The sequence below is a fragment of the Prodigiosinella confusarubida genome, from assembly GCF_002847015.1.
GTDB lineage: Bacteria > Pseudomonadota > Gammaproteobacteria > Enterobacterales > Enterobacteriaceae > Prodigiosinella > Prodigiosinella aquatilis.
The window spans coordinates 1,663,634-1,681,863 of record NZ_CP025085.1; the positions used below are offsets into that span (position 1 = coordinate 1,663,634).

An 18,230-nucleotide genomic window follows, 5' to 3' on the forward strand; every position below is an offset into this window, starting at 1 on the left:
GTCGATTCAGGCCATTTCTGCTCTGGACGGATCATGCCGGGTTGATGCCGGTTTCTGGCTGGCCAGCGCGTCCGGAGCAAAATCATCGACGTTGATGGAACGCAGACGGCTGATTTCCGCACGGTTGAGAATCTCGGCTTCTTCCTCTGAGAGTGTACCTTCAACCAGCCCTTGTTCTGCCAGCTTATCCAGCCGCATAAAGGGCAGACTATGGCCTGCCGTCTGGGACAGGCGCTGATGAATTGGCTCTGCGGCCAGAATATCCTGCAATGCTGATTCCAGCAGCCCGGCCGGATTATGCTCGCTGGGCGTCAGGTACTGGCCCCGTCCCAGACGGGAGCGTGTTGCTGACGGTGTTTGCAGGATTTTTGCCAACTGATGATCCAGACGATCTGACGGTGCCGGGCAGGTATGACCGAGCGGGAAAATCAACACCCACAACACACCCGCCACCAGGCGATTGGGAAAGTTACGCAGCAGCTCGTTCATGGCGTGTTCCGCCTGATGAAGGCAATCCTGTACCCCCCAGTGTACCAGTGGAAGGTCAGCGGGCTGGCGTCCCTCTTCGTCATAGCGTTTCAGTGTGGCCGAAGCCAGATAAAGCTGGCTGAGAATATCGCCCAATCGTGCTGATATACGTTCGCGGCGTTTCAGACTACCACCCAGTACGGCCATGGAAACGTCCGCCAGCAACGCCATATTGGCACTGAGCCGGTTCAGTTTCTGGTAGTAGCGGCGAGTGACATCGTTGACGGGGGCGCGACTGGCACGTCCATCGGTCAGGCCCAGCCACAGACTGCGGATTTTATTGCTGCCCACATGACCGAGATGACCAAACAGCGCCCGATCGAAGTTCTTCAGGTTGTTATCCTGTGCCGCCGTCATCTCTTGCAACACAAAAGGATGGCAGCGGATGGCGCCTTGACCAAAGATGATCATACTGCGGGTCAGGATGTTGGCGCCCTCTACCGTAATGGCAATCGGTGACCCCTGATAATGGCGGGCCACAAAGTTGGATGGACCCAGACAGATGCCTTTACCACCGGTGATGTCCATCGCGTCTATCACTGAACGCTGAGCACGGTGGGTACAATGATATTTCACAATCGCGGATAGCACGGCGGGTTTGGCACCCTGCATAATGCCGCTGGTGATCAACGTGGCAGCGGCATCTAACATATAGGCATTACCGGCGATGCGCGCCAGCGGCTCTTCAATTCCTTCCATCTTACCGATTGGCACTTTGAACTGGCGTCGGATATGGGCATAAGCGCCTACCGCCAGTGCAACGGTCTTCAGAGTACCGGTCGCGTTGGAAGGCAATGTGATACCGCGCCCGACAGACAGACACTCCATTAACATACGCCAGCCTTGGCCTGCCATTGGTGGGCCGCCGATGATGTAATCCAGCGGTACAAAAACATTGTCGCCCTGGGTCGGGCCATTCTGGAACGGAATGTTCATCGGAAAATGACGACGGCCAATATTTACTCCTGGCGTGTTGGTGGGAATCAGGGCACAGGTAATCCCTACGTCATCCACATCCCCCAGCAAATGATCCGGGTCGTACAGTTTAAACGCCAGACCCAATACCGAGGCTACTGGTGCCAACGTGATATAGCGCTTGTTCCAGGTTAGGCGCATGCCCAGAATCTGTTCGCCTTGCCATTGACCATAACAGACCACGCCGACATCCGGGATAGCACTGGCGTCGGAACCCGCTTCCGGGCTGGTAAGGGCAAAGCAGGGGATCTCCTCGCCACGTGCCAGACGAGGCAGGTAATAATTCTGCTGCTTATCGGTACCGTAATGCTGTAGTAGTTCTCCTGGACCTAGTGAGTTAGGTACCCCGACAATGATAGCCAGGATGTCGGAAATACCGGACAGCTTTTGCAGCACCTGGGCTTGTGCATAAGCGGAAAACTCCAGTCCGCCATACTTTTTTTTGATGATCATGGCGAAGAAACGGTGCTGTTTTAGATATGCCCACAATTCTGGCGGTAGATCGGCCCGTTCATGAGTAATTTCAAAGTCATTGGCCATACGGCAAGCTTCATCTACCGGGCCATTCAGGAATGCCTGTTCTTCCGGTGTGAGCTCAGGACGTGGGTAAGCATGCAGTTTTTTCCAGTCAGGTGAACCTTGAAACAGATCGCCTTCCCACCAGGTTGTTCCGGCATCAATGGCTTCTTTTTCGGTTTTCGACATGGGGGGCATGGCCTGTTTAAACCAGCGCAGCGCGGGAGCTGAAAACAGTTTTCGGCGCAGTGGAGGCAGCGTGAACGGTAACATCAGAATCACCACTGGGATCAGAGACCAGACAGACCATATGTTCAGCGCTGCCATGCTGGCAAAATAGGCTAATATCAGTGTGCAGCCCAGCCATAGTGCTAACCGGTGGTAAAACAGCACGCTGATAAGAATAAGTAGAAGTAGAATACTGACGGCGATCATAGTGGCGTCTCCAGATGGTGTCGTTGATCAGAAGATCAAGAGGTCTGACCTGCCCTGGTTTCCCTTTGGTTCTAGTTTATTTTGTTATTTTTATCAATCTGTTTACACCGCAATTACAATGTGACTCACAAACAACTTACCGGCGTTCCACACCTGATGTGGAATGCCAGCAATTGGCAATTGTCTGCTTCTCGCTGTTTAGGGGATCCGCTACACTGCTTGACGGACGATCATGATGTCACTGAATGAGAGGATTCCATGTATCAGGACTTAATCCGTAATGAGCTGAAAGAAGCAGCGGAAACGCTGGATACGTTTTTGAATGATGACGCCAACATCCAGGCGATTCAAAATGCGGCTATCTTATTGGCTGATGCTTTTAAAGCCGGTGGGAAGGTATTTTCCTGTGGGAATGGGGGATCGCATTGCGATGCCATGCACTTTGCGGAAGAGCTGACGGGGCGCTATCGTGAAAACCGTCCAGGCTATCCGGCCATTGCCATTTCTGACCCCAGTCATATTTCCTGTGTAAGTAATGATTTTGGTTATGATTTTGTATTTTCCCGTTATATCGAATCATTAGGTCGTGAAGGCGATGTTTTGCTGGGGATCTCCACTTCCGGTAACTCCGGCAATATTATCAAGGCAATCAGTGCCGCCCGTGCTAAACGTATGAAAGTTATTACTCTGACGGGGAAAGATGGCGGCAAAATGGCCGGTACTGCCGATGTGGAAATTCGTGTGCCGCATTTGAGCTATGCAGATCGCATTCAGGAGATTCATATCAAGGCTATCCATATTCTGATTCAACTGATCGAAAAGGAAATGGTTGGGAACTGATTGCTGGCTATTGCGTGGATGAAGTAAGGAATCAAACATGTGTGAGTTGCTTGGGATGAGCGCCAATGTCCCAACTGATATCTGTTTCAGCTTCACCGGTCTGATGCAGCGGGGTGGTCGGACGGGACCGCACCGTGATGGATGGGGAATTACGTTCTATGAAGGGAATGGTTGTCGCACCTTTAAGGACCCTTTGCCCAGCTTTACTTCACCCATCGCACAACTGGTGCAGAACTATCCCATCAAATCCTGTGCGGTGGTTTCCCATATTCGGCAAGCCAACCGAGGCAATGTGGCGCTGGAAAATACCCATCCGTTTACCCGCGAGCTGTGGGGACGGAACTGGACATTCGCCCACAATGGGCAGTTGAAGGGATATCGCGGTCTGAAAACCGGCCAATTTCGTCCGATAGGACAAACGGACAGTGAATATGCCTTTTGCTGGTTGTTGCATCAATTGTCGCAGCGTTATCCGCGAACCCCTGGCAACTGGCCGGCGGTATTTCGTTATATCGCCAGCCTGACGGCGCAACTACGGGAAAAAGGTGTGTTCAATATGCTGCTGTCGGACGGGCGCTTTGTGATGGGATATTGTTCCACTCATCTGTACTGGATTACCCGCCGAGCGCCTTTTGGCAAAGCGACATTGCTGGATGACGATGTGGAAATTGACTTCCAGCAGCAAACGTCACCCAATGATGTCGTTACCGTGCTGGCGACCCAGCCACTTACCGGTAACGAAACCTGGCATCAAATCATGCCAGGCGAGTTTGTCTTATTTCGTTTTGGTGAACGCATAATTTGACACTGGCTGGCTGGCTTGAATCGGTTGGTTAATGACATAGTGTCCGTTGAATACCGTGACAGCCGGTGGTTGATGATGCTGATTGAAATAGGCGTAACCCGGCTGCAATTGACGCCAAAAACTGATGTAAGCCGAGTCGCGATGACGTCGCATGTTCTGTTCCGTCATCCGAAATGGATAAATGTTCAAATCGACTTTTTCCTGACCATTACGCAATGCCTGCTCGACATAAGTGTAAATCTCATCGATATATTTGTTGGTCATGGCATAACAGCCAATGGAAACACACTCACCGTGGATCATCAGATAACGGCCGGAATATCCTTGTGCACGATCGTATTCGTTAGGGAAACCGACATTAATGGCACGATAGTAATGGCTGTCAGGATTTAGCTGATGCAAATCTATTTGATAAAAACCTTCCGGGCTTTTTAAGTCACCTTCGATCCGTTTTGGACCAAGTCCACCAGAATATTTACAAATTGGGTAGCTTTGTATCAAGTGATATTCATTACCCTCTTTAGCGTAAAGTTCTAACACTCTTTCTTCTTTAAAAATCTGGATATAAACCGGGGAGCCTAGCAACTGTTGTTTTAATTCTTTTGTTACCGGTATGGCTTCACTGGCTGTGCTGGTGACGGCAATAGATGGCAAAAAAAACAATATCGCAAATGACAGCGCGATCTTTAACATTGTAAATCCTGATTATTGTAGCGGTATTACATACGGTACCTATTAATGGTTCCGTATTCCCTTGTCTATAGCGCAATCACATTATCATTGCTTTCATTTTATTCAAGAGGGAAATAGTGATAAAAAAAGGCCGCTAATTTAGAAATAGACAAGAAGGGATTTATTCCTTGTCGAAGCAAATCTGCTGGTATGATGTCGCGATTAATTTTACAGCACTGTGCAGAGCAAGAAACAGATAGTGAGGGGAGTACGGTAAAAGTGCGAATAACGCTCAAAAACTGGCTGGGATTAGCAGCCATTGTCTGGATATTAACCGGGTGTGGCGGCCTTCAGCAGGAAAATCTGGAAGGCAAAACGATGGGGACATCTTACTCCGTCAAATATATCAGCAAGGATGATCAGCCATCGCCTGAAACTATTAAGGCTGAAATTGATAGTCGTCTGAAGACGGTTAATAACCAGATGTCAACTTATCTTCCTCAGTCCGAACTCAGTCGTTTTAATCAGAGCCGGGCTGTTAACCAGCCTTTTCCGGTGTCTCCTGCCACGGCAGAGGTAGTACGGGAAGCGATTCGGATTAATCATCAGATCGGCGGTGGACTGGATATTACCGTGGGGCCATTGGTCAATCTGTGGGGCTTCGGGCCGGAAGGCCGACCGGATAAGGTGCCGAGTGAGGCCGAATTAGAACAACGGCGTGCCCTGGTCGGGCTGAATAAGCTGGGTGTTAATGGTAATGCGTTAATCAAGCATATTCCGGGGTTGTACGTTGACCTGTCGTCCATTGCCAAAGGATATGGTGTAGATGTGGTGGCTGAATACCTGCAATCACTGAATATTGATAATTATATGGTAGAGATCGGCGGTGAAGTCCGCACCAAGGGTAGTAACGGTGAGAATAAACCTTGGCATATTGCGATTGAAAAACCTCACTATGGATCCGGACAAAGCGTGCAGGAAATTATCGAACCGGGAGAGATGGCAGTTGCTACCTCGGGTGATTATCGAAATTACTTTGAAGCTAATGGTGTTCGTTATTCCCATACTATTGACCCTAATACCGGGCGGCCTATCACTCACCGGCTGGTCTCTATTACGGTATTGGCCAATCGCTGTATGACGGCTGACGGATTGGCTACCGGTTTGGATGTCTTTGGCCCGGACCTCGGTTTGGAAGTTGCCAATCGGTTGAATATCCCGGTGTTTATGATTGTGAAAACGGACACCGGTTTTGAAGAGCGTTATTCGGAAGCATTCAAGCCTTATATGAAGAAGTAATCGCGCGTGGGAAGCGGTGCGGGTTAAGCGGTTGTCCGCTTGCTAACACTACAATGATACTGTATTTTTATACAGCATCATTGTAGAGGCCTGTATGCGCAAAATCATTCATGTGGATATGGATTGCTTTTATGCCGCGATAGAAATGCGCGATAACCCGCGCTTACGCGACATTCCCCTGGCGATTGGTGGCCGTGCCGATCGGCGCGGTGTCATCTGTACCGCCAATTATCCGGCCCGCCGCTATGGTGTTCACAGCGCGATGGCGACGGCTACCGCATTACGACTTTGTCCGCATCTGGTGTTGTTGCCTGGTCGGATGGAGGTGTACAAATCCACCTCCCGGCAGATTCGGCAGATTTTTTCCCGCTATACCTCATTGATCGAACCTTTGTCTCTGGATGAAGCCTACCTGGATGTGACCGATAGCCCATACTGCAACGGATCTGCCACCCTGATGGCGCAGGAGATCCGACAGATAATTTATGACGAATTACAGCTCACGGCATCGGCAGGTGTGGCACCGATTAAGTTTTTGGCGAAAGTCGCCTCGGAGCAGAATAAACCCAATGGGCAGTTTGTGATCGTTCCAGATCGGGTAGAGACATTTTTGCTGGCATTGCCGTTGGAGAAAATTCCCGGTGTAGGGAAAGTGACCGCCAGACGGCTTGAAGAGCGGGGGTTACATACCTGTGCGGATGTGCGTCGTTATGCCTTGCCTGAGCTACTGAAGGCGTTTGGCAAGTTTGGCCACATACTATGGGAACGGTGCCACGGTATTGATGAACGCCAGGTTTCCCCCGATCGTTTACGTAAATCTGTTGGGGTAGAAAAAACGCTGGCGGAAGATATTTATGACTGGGGTGATTGTGAAACGCTGATTGAAACACTTTATCAGGAGCTGGAGGGGCGTTTAAGTCGGGTAAAACCGGATCTGCATATCGCTCGGCAAGGTGTGAAGCTTAAATTTAATGATTTCTGTCAGACCACCCAGGAACATGTGTGGCCGGTATTGAATAAACAGGATCTGGTAAAACTGGCACGACAAACGTGGGAACAACGGCGGGAAGCACGTGGGGTTCGGTTGGTGGGATTACACGTGACGTTGATGGATCCGCAACTCGAACGACAATTGGTATTTGACTGGGAATAAGCGGGTAAACGGCGATGGAAACAGGCTTAAATCAATGTCTGGACGTTCGACGCTGCGGTTGGCGTTTCCGAGGTGTCGACGGTACGTTCAGGCAATGTTGCCTGAACGTACTAAAACATCATGGGTTACTGCTTCTCAGGAATGGCTTTCAGCAGTTCGGTTAACAATGTCCAGTACTGGCCTACGCTGGCAATGTGTACTTGTTCATCTGGTGAATGGGGGCCGGTAATCGTCGGCCCGATGGAGACCATATCCATATTCGGATACGGCTTTTTGAACAAACCACACTCCAGACCAGCATGGATCACCATGATGTTTGGCAGTCGGTTGAATTGTTTCTGGTAGGTTTCGCGCACCAGATGCATTATCGGTGAATGGGCGTCAGGTTTCCAGCCGGGGTAACTGCCTTTGGCTACGGTTTGAGCACCAGCCAACTGGCCCAGTGATGTCATCATGTCCACCACGTAATCTTTACCGCTATCTACCAGCGAGCGAATCAGACAACGCATTTCTGCATGTGTGTCGGTCATGCCCACCACGCCCACATTCAATGAAGTTTCAACCACGCCCTTGATTTCATCACTCATGCGAATGACGCCATTAGGCATCACGTTCAACAATGCGATGAAACGGTCACGACTCTCAGCCGTTAATGCCAGCGATGTGTTTTCAACGGGTTCCAGCAGGATGGTGAGATTTTTTTCTACCGCTGACAGCTCATTTTTCAGTACGACCAGATAATGCTGTACTGCTATTTTCAAGGTCTCTGCATTGGTTGCCGACACGGCCAGAGTGGCGAAACCTTCGCGGGGTATCGCATTGCGTAGGGTGCCGCCATTCAGGTCGATAAGTCGCAGATCCAGCGCACTGGCCTGCGCAGACAGAAAGCGGGCCAGCAGCTTGTTGGCGTTGCCTAATCCGCGATGGATATCACAGCCGGAATGGCCGCCTTTCAGCCCTTTAATCGTCAGTTTCAGGGTTTGATAGCCAGCCGGAACGGCTTCTCGCTGGAGTGGTAAGCGGGTGAGAAAATCAATACCGCCGGCGCAACCCATATAGATTTCACCCTCTTCTTCAGAGTCGGTATTAATCAGAATTTCCCCCTGTAACCAGTTCGGCTGCAGACCAAAAGCACCGTCCATGCCGGCTTCTTCCGTCATGGTCAGCAAAACTTCCAGCGGCCCGTGTGCCACATTACTATCCGTCAGCACTGCCAATGTCGAGGCCAGACCGATGCCATTATCGGCGCCGAGTGTGGTACCACGGGCTTTAACCCATTCGCCATCAACATACGGCTGGATAGGATCGGTGGCAAAGTCATGCACGGTGTCACTGTTCTTCTGTGGCACCATATCCAGATGCGCCTGGAGAACGACAGGTTTACGTTTTTCCATCCCGGCAGTAGCCGCCTTACGCAGCAGAATATTTCCGATCTGATCCCGTTCGGTATGAATTCCGCGTTCCTGTGCCCACGATATAATATGCGCGGCAAGCGCCTCTTCATGATAGGAAGGGTGTGGAATAGAACAAATCTTGGCGAAAATGTCCCACAGCGGCTGTGGGGAAAGCTGAGACAATTCAGACACTATTTAACGTCTCCTTTTCAGCAGGCTGCTCTTCGCGGTTGGTGCGAGAGGCGCTACAGGATGAAAGTGATGGTTTGTTGCCCGAATAATCAGGCTCAATGAGATAGAGTATCACTTTCCCGCCGCAAGGGAGAATGTCTGTATTCGAGGAGACGATTCTGGCGGGGATAAGGAAATGAGGAAATAGGGATAAATACTGGTTTTTATACGGTAGGATATTTATAATCTCGCGCAACCTTTTTCCCCCCTCAGACTCGAATTGAGCCAATTAACCGTTGGCCGGGATATATTTTATGAGTGAAAAGTACGTCGTAACCTGGGATATGCTACAAATCCATGCCCGTAAACTGGCGCAGCGTTTACTGCCAGCCGAACAATGGAAAGGCATTATTGCCGTTAGCCGTGGTGGTTTGGTACCGGGATCCTTGCTGGCCCGTGAAATGAGCATTCGCTACGTTGATACTGTTTGCATCTCTAGCTATGACCATGATAGCCAGCGTGAAATGAAAGTGCTGAAACGTGTAGAGGGTGATGGTGAAGGTTTTATCATTGTCGATGACCTGGTGGACACCGGCGGTACGGCGCAAGCCATTCGTGATATGTACCCCAAAGCATACTTCGTGACCATTTTTGCCAAACCTGCCGGTAAACCGCTGGTTGACGACTATGTCGTTGATATTCCGCAAGATACCTGGATTGAGCAGCCATGGGATATGGGCGTGGTCTTTATTCCGCCCTTATCTGGCAATTGAGTCTTCTGCGTTGCTAATAAAAACGCCCGGTAATGCCGGGCGTTGTCGTCTGTTTTTGTTTTATTGATATCACCGTTTGTCTTCTCCCTTCGGTGTTGGTTACACTCTCTGATGCGTCTGTATGCGCTAATGTTGCTTACACCCATGGAGGCTGTTGTGGTTCAAGCCAACCTGTCCGAAACGTTGTTCAAGCCCTCTTTTAAACATCAGGAAACGTCCACGCTGATTCGGCGCACTCACCATATTGATACGGATACGATGCCGGATACGCAGTCCACGCTGGAAGGACGAAATAACCATAGCTGGTATCGCACGATTAACCGCCTGATGTGGATTTGGCGTGGTGTTCATCCGTGGGAGATAGAAGAAGTCCTGTCGCGTATTTCTGCCAGTCAGGCAGTACGGAGTAATGAGCTTTTGTTAGATACCGTAGTGGGATACCGCAGTGGTAACTGGATTTATGAGTGGACAGCACAGGGAATGCATTGGCAGCAGCGAGCAGTAGAGAGCGCGTCGGGGAAGGATGCGGGGAAGTGCTGGCTTAACGCCGCCAACCTTTACAGTATTGCTGCCTATCCATATCTGAAAGGGGATGATTTGGCGGAGCAGGCCCAGACACTGGCTAATCGAGCGTATGAAGAGGCAGCGAACCATCTTTCCTACGAATTGAAAACGCTGAACTTTCCAGTGGCTGGCGGTGGAACATTAACCACTTTTTTGCATCTGCCTACACGGGGTAAGGCACCGTTTCCGACCATATTGTTATGTGGCAGTCTGGATATGTTACAGAATGATTATCATCGCCTGTTTCAGGATTATCTGGCACCCGCAGGGATGGCGATGCTGACGGTTGACATGCCATCGGTAGGGTTTTCATCCCGCTGGAAGCTGAGTCAAGACTCGAGCTTTTTACATCAACAGGTATTGAGCGCGCTGCCGGATGTTCCCTGGATAGATCACACCCGTGTCGGGGCATTTGGCTTTCGTTTCGGCGCCAATGTCGCGGTGCGGCTGGCTTATCTGGAAGCAAATCGGTTGCGGGGAGTTGCCTGTCTGGGACCGGTGGTACACCATTTATTGTCCGATACCGAACGCCAGAACCAGGTGCCGGATATGTTTATGGACGTGCTGGCCAGTCGCCTGGGTATGCCGTTCTCTGCTGATATGGCCTTGAAAACCGAATTGGGGCGCTATTCTCTCAAGACGCAAGGATTGCTGGGACACCGCTGTTCGACACCGATGTTGGCTGGTTACTGGAAAGGCGATCTGATTTGCCCAAAAGAAGAAGCGAGTCTGATTGTGAATTCATCACAGCAGGGAAAGCTTATGTCGTTGGATTTTTCACCGGTTTATCAGAATTTTCATCTGGCGTTACAGCAAATTAGTCATTGGTTGCAGAATAAATTGGATTAATATGTTGATAAATCTCTAATATCTGTTAATAAATTAGGCAGTGTCCTGCACGCGGCACTTATTGATACCATGGTGGGTCACGGCCTAGTGTTCAACTCAAGGAGATTGCTGAATGACATTGTCTAGTGGACTTTCAAGAAACCGGCTGATAAAAAAATTTGCTTCATTAGGGCCGTATTTGCGTGAAAGCCAATGTGAAGACTTCCATTTTTTCTTTGATTGCCTTGCTGTGTGTGTGAATGTAAATCCGGATCCAGAAAAGCGGGAATTCTGGGGCTGGTGGCTGGAGTTGGATGCAGAAGAACAAAAGCTGATTTATTCGTATCGCTTCGGTTTATTTGATGAAAGTGGTAACTGGTGTGAGAAAGAGTTCAAAAATACTGAGGTAGATGAGAAAGTTCACACTACCCGGCAGGATTTTCATAACCGCCTGGAAATCCTGGCACAAAAACTTGAGCCGCCTTATATCTTAACGGAACGACCGTGATTCACTTCTGTTGACTCGTCTTATTGGCGGGTTTTTCGCGTTGCGCCTGTTGGCATAACGCGTCTCTCCTGTTACAACGTTTTTTCATGGTAATTTTTTATATTCTAACGGCAGAAATATGATGAGTGGCAGCCAGACTTTGGTTGTAAAACTGGGTACCAGCGTACTGACCGGCGGATCGCGCCGTCTCAATCGTGCCCATATTGTTGAGCTGGTGCGTCAGTGTGCGCAGCAACATGCCGCAGGGCATCGCATTGTCATTGTCACGTCAGGGGCGATCGCCGCCGGACGTGAGCATTTGGGGTATCCGGAATTGCCCGCTACCATCGCCACTAAACAGTTGTTGGCAGCAGTCGGGCAAAGCCGATTGATTCAGTTATGGGAACAGCTGTTCTCCATTTATGGCATCCATATTGGCCAGATGCTGCTGACTCGCGCCGATCTGGAAGATCGGGAACGCTTTCTTAATGCCCGCGATACCATGCGTGCGCTGCTCGATAACCACATTGTGCCGGTAATCAATGAGAACGACGCAGTGGCGACGACTGAAATCAAAGTTGGCGATAATGATAATCTCTCGGCGCTGGCGGCAATACTGGCTGACGCCGATAAACTGCTGCTGCTGACCGATCAGGCCGGGTTATTTACCGCTGATCCGCGTACCAACCCCGACGCTGAATTGATCCGCGAAGTGAATGGCATCAACGATGCGCTGCGCAGTATTGCTGGTGACAGTGTCTCCGGGCTGGGTACTGGTGGTATGTCCACCAAACTACAGGCTGCGGACGTTGCCTGCCGCGCGGGTATTGATGTCATTATTGCCGCGGGCAGCAAGCCGGGCGTGGTTGGTGATGTCATCGACGATATCTCGGTGGGAACCCGCTTCCATGCAATGGAAGCCCCGTTGGAAAGCCGCAAACGCTGGATCTTCGGTGCACCGCCTGCCGGGGAAATTACCGTAGACGATGGTGCGCTGGCGGCGATTATGGATCGCGGCAGTTCTTTACTGCCCAAAGGTATCCGCGACGTAATGGGCAATTTCTCCCGGGGAGAAGTGATCCGTATCCGTAGCCTGTCAGGGCGAGATCTGGCTCATGCGGTGACGCGTTATAACAGCGATGCGTTAAGAATGATCGCCGGGCATCATTCCCAACAGATTGCTGAAATCCTCGGTTACGAATATGGCCCGGTGGCAGTCCATCGGGATGACATGATTATTAATTAAGGAGTACGCGATGCTTGAGCAAATGGGCAAAGCGGCAAGACAAGCCTCGTATCAATTAGCTTCGTTGAGTACTTCGCAGAAGAATCAGGCGCTGTTGGCCATTGCCGATTTACTGGAAACTGAGCGTGCCACTATCCTGGCTGCCAATGAACAGGATCTGGCGCAGGCCAGAGACAATGGCATGAGCGAAGCATTGTTGGATCGTCTGCAACTGACGCCGGCACGTCTGACGGCTGTTGCCAATGACGTGCGTCAGATTTGCCGTCTGAACGATCCGGTGGGTGAAGTGATAGACGGGCGCATTCTGGACAATGGCCTGAAACTGGAACGGCGGCGCGTACCGCTGGGTGTGGTCGGCGTGATTTATGAAGCGCGCCCGAACGTCACGGTGGATGTAGCCAGCTTATGCCTGAAAACCGGGAATGCGGTGATTCTGCGTGGTGGTAAAGAAACCTATCGAACTAATGCCGCGACGGTAAAAGTGATCCAACAAGCACTGATCCAATGTGGTTTACCCTCAGCCGCGATCCAGGCGATTGAAAGTCCGGATCGTGAACTGGTCAATCAGTTACTGAAACTGGATCGCTATGTCGATATGCTGATTCCGCGCGGCGGCGCGGGTTTGCACAAACTATGCCGTGAGAACTCCACCATTCCGGTGATTACCGGTGGGATTGGCGTCTGCCATATCTACATGGATGAGTCGATGGAATTCAAGCCAGCGCTGGATATCATAACCAACGCCAAAACCCAGCGTCCCAGCACCTGTAATACGGTGGAAACACTGCTGGTGCACCAGGGGATTGCCGCCGAGTTTCTGTCGGCGCTCAGTGCCGACATGCACAAGGCAGGCGTAACGTTGCACGCTTGCCCGCAGTCACTCTCTTTGTTGACCGGCGGTCCGGCGCAAGTTGTGGCGGCAGAGGCGGCCGACTACGATGACGAATGGCTCTCATTGGACCTGAACGTGAAGCTGGTGGCTGATATTGCGCAGGCAGTGCAACATATCCGTGAGCATGGCACGCAGCATTCTGATGCGATACTGACCCGTTCCCTGAGTCGTGCTGAACAGTTTGTGAGGGAAGTGGATTCCTCGGCGGTCTATGTAAACGCCAGTACTCGCTTCACTGATGGCGGGCAGTTCGGATTAGGCGCGGAAGTGGCTGTCAGCACGCAAAAACTGCATGCCCGTGGCCCGATGGGACTTGACGCATTGACCACCTACAAATGGATTGGTTACGGCGACGATCTTATCCGCGCTTAAACCAGATGGTTATAGGATTCCTGGTTATTATATGGAAACAGATATCAGGGAATCCTTATCGTCAACTGACCGATTATAAAACCGGCAGACAGTCGCTAGATACTTGACTTGCCGGACAGATTTCACTAGTTTGTCACCCCGTAGTTCATCGTCTGGCACTCGCAGGACGATCCTCTTGACGCCGATATAGCTCAGTTGGTAGAGCAGCGCATTCGTAATGCGAAGGTCGTAGGTTCGACTCCTATTATCGGCACCATATAAATCAATGAGTTACTTCATTTAAACTGCTTTCAATTCCTCCTCTTGTGCCGTATTTGTGTCATCATGGCGCAAAATTCTATCTATCTGCTGGGCGTGCTGAGTGAGATGATTTGGCGCAAGATGGGCATATCGACGCACCATTTCAATACTCTCCCAGCCGCCCATTTCCTGTAGAACTGATAGCGGAACTCCAGCCTGAACTAACCAACTCGCCCATGTATGCCGCAGATCATGAAACCTGAAATTGGTTATCCCCGCCCGGTGTAGCGCTGAGCGCCATCCCGTGTTTGCGTCATAGCGCATCTTTCTGATGCATTCCGTTTCAGATCCATCTGGACGGGTGGATTTATTGACATAGACAAACACATATCTGTTATGCCTACCAATTTGGCGTCTTAATACTTGGCAAGCCACATCATTGAGAGCTACACCTATTGCTCGTCCATTTTTTGAGTCCTCTGGATTTACCCACGCGACACGCCGCTGCATGTCTATTTGCGGCCACTCCAGATTGATAATATTAGAGCGTCTAAGTCCGGTTGTTAGCGCAAACTCAACAATCGACTTCAATGGTTCGGCGCACTCATCGATTAATCTCTGCGCCTCATGTGGCTCCAGCCACCTGATCCGTCTGTTTTTTGGTGTCGGGGTTTTGATATGTGGTGCTCTCTCCAGCAATTTCCATTCTCGTTCTGCCGCCCTCAACAATGCCCGAATAAATGCTAAATGCGTGTTTTTTGTTGCCTGTGCTACCGGTTTTGGTTTGAACTCTGGCGGTTTCCTGCCAGCGTGTATCATTGCTTCCGCTTTTAATCTCCAGTTCTCCTCATGTCGCCTGTTCGTCATTTTGCTGATTGCGGAGTAAATTTTTTGTTCTGTAATAGAGCTAATTGGTAGGCCTGAGAAGTGTTTCATCCAGAAGCCAATCCGCGATTTGTCATCATCCAGGGATTTTTTGCTAGCCCTCTCATCGAGCCATCGAATACACGCCTCATCAAACGTGACGACCGGGAAACCTCCCAGTCGAGCTACCCGCCATGATTCCGCTTTCAGTTTATCGTGGAGTTCCTGAGCTTGCCTTTTGTCCTCTGTTTCAAGCGATTGTCTAACTCTTTGGCCGCCTGGCGTAGTGAAATCACAGTGCCAGATACCGCCACGTAATTTGATTGACATGGTTTTTCCTCGGTCATGTCACCCGCATTCACGGATTGAGTGTTGATCGAATTGGTCATTGCAGCAATACATGCCGCACGTACAAACCTGTAAATAGGGCGTTTATCCGTTCCAATATTGAATGCCGGCAGACGTCCCTGTCTGACCAGTTGGGAAACAGTTTGAGGGTTAATATGTAGTAGCGCAGCAATTTGTTCGCGCGTCAGGATGTCATCGATCTCGACGGTCCTTTTCATGCTACACCGCCTTTAACGTGTTTATTTCGTGATTCCACTTGGTCCTGACAATCCCGGCACATAGTACAACCTGGAACGGCTATGCGCCGCGCCTCTTCGATTGCATCACCGCATTCTTTGCATTCGGTTGCTGACACAGCAGTTCTATCTATGCGGTGAGAGCTTATAGCCACGGAACGTTGTAAATCCTCAGTTTCACTAGCGCGATCGATATCATCTGCCATAAATTTCTCTTCTATTAATGGGGAGGTTTCCACCTCCCAGACCATTAAAATTTCCGGCATTCAAAACGGAATATCGTCGTCGTAAATGGGTTCTGATTGTTGCTGTGCTGCGGCCTGCTGGAGCTTGGATTGGGGAATGCCATTTTGTCGATCATAGGGATTTCCTGATGTGTACGGGTTCCCTTGCTGTCCTTCTCGTTGACCTGTTGATTGCCGGTGGTCGTGATTTCGTTCGTCTTTGTCTTTCATTGAGTTTTCAAGATTTGCGATTGCTTCTGCAGGCGCGTTCTCGGCGTGTTCGGCATACGTCCGGCGCGTTCCTGGCTGGAACACGTGACGCACTTCAAATTTATACCCATCCGATCCATCCTGTTTCGTGTAGAGGACTTTCTGCAGAAACAAACCGATTTTTTTCCCTTCCAATGCAGGGCAGTGCCATTCTGTGCCTTCGGCAGTCGGTACCTGCACAGGTTGAGCTTGCTTCACTTGAGCAACCCACATAAGAGCAGATACCAATCCCATTCCGAACGTTTGCTGCCCGTCTTTGCCGATGAAATTAATGCGCAAGTAGTTAGCCTTGACTCCATTCGAATCAAGAGACAGTTCCAGCGCCTGGGATTGACTCCCATCCCGGCCAAATGTATAGATTGCAGAGGTTATGACGCCCTCGTACGCACCTGTTTCACTTATTCCGGCAGATGCTCCAGCTTTTTTCGCCATTTCTGCAGCGTCGGCATTCCAGACAAAACTCATTGGTTGATTCATGGTGTGATCCTTAATCTTTATAAATCTGTCATAAATTCGGTGATTGCCACATCGACCGCTTTCAGGTCGTTATCCATTTCCGTTTTATCTGGAAACATATCTGGCGGTGCCTTGGCCGTATCATTGTCATCGCCTTTAATCAGGAATACGTGCTTGCCGTCTTTCTTGATAGCCCTCAGCACGATTGAGAAATATCCTTCAGGCGTCAGCTTTTCATTCAACATTTTCCCGGTGGTTTTCATCCTGATTTTTCCCTCGCTCTCTTCTGTGTGAGCTAGGAAATAAACGCGGAAATCGTCAGGTAACAGCGTGGCCGCAGTAATGATCCGCCAGACGTGATCTGCCATTTCTGTGAATTTTGCATACCCGGTCTGATAAGCCCGATTCATATTTTCGTGCTGCATGACAACCTGGAAATCGTCAATGATCAGCACGCGGCGTGTAGGTGACTTGACCATTCGATAAATTGTATCCAGTACAATTTCCCAGTTATCAGAACGCAGAACGTTCCCACGCTGCTTGGTGCCGTCCGGCAATTCTTTACCGTGCAATTTCCAACCTGCAGATTTGAATGGCAACATTTTGGGAATGCATTGCAGCAGCATCACTTCATCGGGATTGAAATTGCGCAAGCTGTATGACTTGCCTGCACCAGAGTCACCAAGGATCAGCACTGGCGTTCCCATTAGATGCCCCCGTTAAGCCAATGCCTGGCCGTGTATTTGATGTCTTCATCCATGTCACTGGCAATCAACCAGCGCAGATACCCGGGATCCCCTTTTGACAGTTCCGCAAAGGTTTTCCCTTTATGCTTGCCGAAGCGCATGGCGTGGAGCAGGGACGGGTTGTTTGTTATTTCCCTCATTTCCCTCATAGTCCATTGCGCCATGCGCCCCATATAGATGAGCAATTCAGCGGTGACATAACAGTCATATAGTGCGCGGTGGGCGTAGAGACCTTCCGGTAATTCGGGCTTAAGTCCCAGGCTGTAACGCAGGTACTGGTTGCTGTGGCTGGCATGTTCCGGGAATAGTTTCCGTGCCAGCTTCATTGTGCAAATCCATGGGGAATCAATTTGTGGCAGTTTTGCTTTATCAAACGCCGCATTATGAGCAACGTACGCATCGGCCCCCAAATAGCGACCAATAACCTCGCTAATTAGTGGCGCGCTTTCAACCATATCCTCAGTGATATGGTGAATCGCCATCGCTTCAAAACTGATAGCCTCAGGAGGACAAACCAGATCGCTCATAGGATTACAAATGACGCCATCAACAATGTCGACACTGGCAATCTCGACGATGCCACCCTCAAAACTGGTGGTTTCCGTATCAATGACTCGTAACATGATTTTCTCCATCCGTAATAGCGTCACAAACTGCGTCATACTCCGCGAGCTTGAGAGCGATAAATTCAAGGTCTGTGGGCGAAATACCGCTGTTCAGACATATCAACGCGATGCACTGCAGCGCTACCTGATGCTCTAGTGGGTGAGTTAACATGCACGCCTCCGGAAATTTAGGCGTGAAAAATTTGCTTTCACGTACTCTTGATAACAGGGCTTGTCTTTGCAGAAGTGCATCTGAGTTATGCCCATATAGCGTTTCACTGGGTAAGTGCT

General features: G+C 50.2%; 18 protein-coding genes and 1 tRNA gene. 10 read left to right on the top strand and 9 right to left on the bottom strand.

Translation table 11 applies throughout. The features are described from left to right. Window positions 1-6: 6 nt before the first annotated feature. The gene (gene fadE / locus CWC46_RS07620; RefSeq protein WP_021017464.1) at window positions 7-2,454 is read right to left on the bottom strand and encodes an acyl-CoA dehydrogenase FadE; all 2,448 of its coding nucleotides are present in this window, start codon (window positions 2,452-2,454) and stop codon (window positions 7-9) included. 258 nt (window positions 2,455-2,712) lie between these two features. Here fadE and lpcA point away from each other — a divergent pair, with 258 nt between their 5' ends. After that, window positions 2,713-3,294 (top strand): D-sedoheptulose 7-phosphate isomerase, encoded by a 582-nt coding sequence (lpcA, locus tag CWC46_RS07625; protein WP_021017463.1) that lies wholly within the window; start codon window positions 2,713-2,715, stop codon window positions 3,292-3,294. Between the two features lie 37 nt (window positions 3,295-3,331). Continuing rightward, entirely contained in the window at window positions 3,332-4,099 is a 768-nt protein-coding gene (locus CWC46_RS07630) for a class II glutamine amidotransferase (RefSeq protein WP_021017462.1), read from the top strand. On the opposite strand, the gene dpaA is transcribed toward CWC46_RS07630, so the two are convergent. Next, window positions 4,070-4,792: a peptidoglycan meso-diaminopimelic acid protein amidase gene (gene dpaA, locus CWC46_RS07635; protein ID WP_021017461.1), complete on the bottom strand. Its 723-nt coding sequence runs from the start codon at window positions 4,790-4,792 to the stop codon at window positions 4,070-4,072. The two genes, CWC46_RS07630 and dpaA, sit on opposite strands and share 30 nt — an antisense overlap. A 258-nt stretch (window positions 4,793-5,050) precedes the next feature. Here dpaA and CWC46_RS07640 point away from each other — a divergent pair, with 258 nt between their 5' ends. Beyond that, entirely contained in the window at window positions 5,051-6,070 is a 1,020-nt protein-coding gene (locus CWC46_RS07640; protein ID WP_051391542.1) for an FAD:protein FMN transferase, read from the top strand. Between the two features lie 94 nt (window positions 6,071-6,164). After that, entirely contained in the window at window positions 6,165-7,223 is a 1,059-nt protein-coding gene (gene dinB / locus CWC46_RS07645) for a DNA polymerase IV (RefSeq protein WP_021017459.1), read from the top strand. Window positions 7,224-7,348: 125 nt separating this feature from the next. Here the strand turns inward: dinB and pepD are convergent, their stop codons facing one another. Next, window positions 7,349-8,809 (bottom strand): beta-Ala-His dipeptidase, encoded by a 1,461-nt coding sequence (gene pepD, locus CWC46_RS07650; RefSeq protein ID WP_021017458.1) that lies wholly within the window; start codon window positions 8,807-8,809, stop codon window positions 7,349-7,351. Between the two features lie 293 nt (window positions 8,810-9,102). Between pepD and gpt the strand changes: the two genes are divergently transcribed. The 6 genes from gpt (at window position 9,103) to CWC46_RS07680 (ending at window position 14,206) form a co-directional block, all read left to right on the top strand. Next, on the top strand, window positions 9,103-9,561 hold the full coding sequence (gene gpt, locus CWC46_RS07655) for a xanthine phosphoribosyltransferase (protein ID WP_021017457.1): 459 nt from the start codon (window positions 9,103-9,105) through the stop codon (window positions 9,559-9,561). Window positions 9,562-9,717: 156 nt separating this feature from the next. Continuing rightward, window positions 9,718-10,974, top strand: a complete 1,257-nt coding sequence (gene frsA / locus CWC46_RS07660) for an esterase FrsA (RefSeq protein ID WP_037382517.1) — start codon at window positions 9,718-9,720, stop codon at window positions 10,972-10,974. 112 nt (window positions 10,975-11,086) lie between these two features. Further along, window positions 11,087-11,461 (top strand): sigma factor-binding protein Crl, encoded by a 375-nt coding sequence (crl, locus tag CWC46_RS07665; protein WP_021017455.1) that lies wholly within the window; start codon window positions 11,087-11,089, stop codon window positions 11,459-11,461. 121 nt (window positions 11,462-11,582) lie between these two features. Then, complete coding sequence (proB, locus tag CWC46_RS07670) at window positions 11,583-12,686, top strand: glutamate 5-kinase (RefSeq protein WP_037382626.1); 1,104 nt, start codon at window positions 11,583-11,585, stop codon at window positions 12,684-12,686. Between the two features lie 10 nt (window positions 12,687-12,696). After that, a complete protein-coding gene (proA, locus tag CWC46_RS07675) occupies window positions 12,697-13,950 on the top strand; it encodes a glutamate-5-semialdehyde dehydrogenase (RefSeq protein WP_021017453.1) in 1,254 nt (417 codons plus the stop codon). A gap of 180 nt (window positions 13,951-14,130) precedes the next feature. Then, window positions 14,131-14,206, top strand: a tRNA-Thr gene (locus tag CWC46_RS07680). A gap of 23 nt (window positions 14,207-14,229) precedes the next feature. Here the strand turns inward: CWC46_RS07680 and CWC46_RS07685 are convergent. The 6 genes from CWC46_RS07685 to exoX are packed head-to-tail and all read right to left on the bottom strand — an operon-like array spanning window position 14,230 to window position 17,957. Next, window positions 14,230-15,378 (bottom strand): tyrosine-type recombinase/integrase, encoded by a 1,149-nt coding sequence (locus CWC46_RS07685; protein WP_416354397.1) that lies wholly within the window; start codon window positions 15,376-15,378, stop codon window positions 14,230-14,232. Beyond that, a complete protein-coding gene (locus CWC46_RS23605) occupies window positions 15,261-15,620 on the bottom strand; it encodes a helix-turn-helix domain-containing protein (protein WP_071790908.1) in 360 nt (119 codons plus the stop codon). The genes CWC46_RS07685 and CWC46_RS23605 overlap by 118 nt, the downstream gene beginning before the upstream one ends. Beyond that, on the bottom strand, window positions 15,617-15,904 hold the full coding sequence (locus CWC46_RS07695) for a TraR/DksA family transcriptional regulator (protein ID WP_416354388.1): 288 nt from the start codon (window positions 15,902-15,904) through the stop codon (window positions 15,617-15,619). Before CWC46_RS07695 ends, CWC46_RS23605 begins: the two co-directional genes overlap by 4 nt. Continuing rightward, a complete protein-coding gene (locus CWC46_RS07700) occupies window positions 15,905-16,609 on the bottom strand; it encodes a hypothetical protein (RefSeq protein WP_021017450.1) in 705 nt (234 codons plus the stop codon). 17 nt (window positions 16,610-16,626) lie between these two features. After that, window positions 16,627-17,295, bottom strand: coding sequence for a DEAD/DEAH box helicase family protein (locus CWC46_RS07705; RefSeq protein ID WP_021017449.1), 669 nt, complete (start codon window positions 17,293-17,295; stop codon window positions 16,627-16,629). Then, complete coding sequence (exoX, locus tag CWC46_RS07710) at window positions 17,295-17,957, bottom strand: exodeoxyribonuclease X (RefSeq protein ID WP_021017448.1); 663 nt, start codon at window positions 17,955-17,957, stop codon at window positions 17,295-17,297. The genes CWC46_RS07705 and exoX overlap by 1 nt, the downstream gene beginning before the upstream one ends. Between the last annotated feature and the right edge of the window lie 273 nt (window positions 17,958-18,230).

Bases quoted from the DNA above. Each gene is read 5' to 3' on its own strand.
- CWC46_RS07705 (WP_021017449.1), bottom strand. From the start codon at position 17,295: ATGGGAACGCCAGTGCTGATCCTTGGTGACTCTGGTGCAGGCAAGTCA.
- CWC46_RS07695 (WP_416354388.1), bottom strand. From the start codon at position 15,904: ATGCCGGAAATTTTAATGGTCTGGGAGGTGGAAACCTCCCCATTAATA.
- lpcA (WP_021017463.1), top strand. From the start codon at position 2,713: ATGTATCAGGACTTAATCCGTAATGAGCTGAAAGAAGCAGCGGAAACG.
- CWC46_RS07700 (WP_021017450.1), bottom strand. From the start codon at position 16,609: ATGAATCAACCAATGAGTTTTGTCTGGAATGCCGACGCTGCAGAAATG.
- CWC46_RS23605 (WP_071790908.1), bottom strand. From the start codon at position 15,620: ATGAAAAGGACCGTCGAGATCGATGACATCCTGACGCGCGAACAAATT.
- proB (WP_037382626.1), top strand. From the start codon at position 11,583: ATGAGTGGCAGCCAGACTTTGGTTGTAAAACTGGGTACCAGCGTACTG.
- proA (WP_021017453.1), top strand. From the start codon at position 12,697: ATGCTTGAGCAAATGGGCAAAGCGGCAAGACAAGCCTCGTATCAATTA.
- dinB (WP_021017459.1), top strand. From the start codon at position 6,165: ATGCGCAAAATCATTCATGTGGATATGGATTGCTTTTATGCCGCGATA.
- dpaA (WP_021017461.1), bottom strand. From the start codon at position 4,792: ATGTTAAAGATCGCGCTGTCATTTGCGATATTGTTTTTTTTGCCATCT.
- gpt (WP_021017457.1), top strand. From the start codon at position 9,103: ATGAGTGAAAAGTACGTCGTAACCTGGGATATGCTACAAATCCATGCC.
- fadE (WP_021017464.1), bottom strand. From the start codon at position 2,454: ATGATCGCCGTCAGTATTCTACTTCTACTTATTCTTATCAGCGTGCTG.
- exoX (WP_021017448.1), bottom strand. From the start codon at position 17,957: ATGTTACGAGTCATTGATACGGAAACCACCAGTTTTGAGGGTGGCATC.
- CWC46_RS07630 (WP_021017462.1), top strand. From the start codon at position 3,332: ATGTGTGAGTTGCTTGGGATGAGCGCCAATGTCCCAACTGATATCTGT.
- crl (WP_021017455.1), top strand. From the start codon at position 11,087: ATGACATTGTCTAGTGGACTTTCAAGAAACCGGCTGATAAAAAAATTT.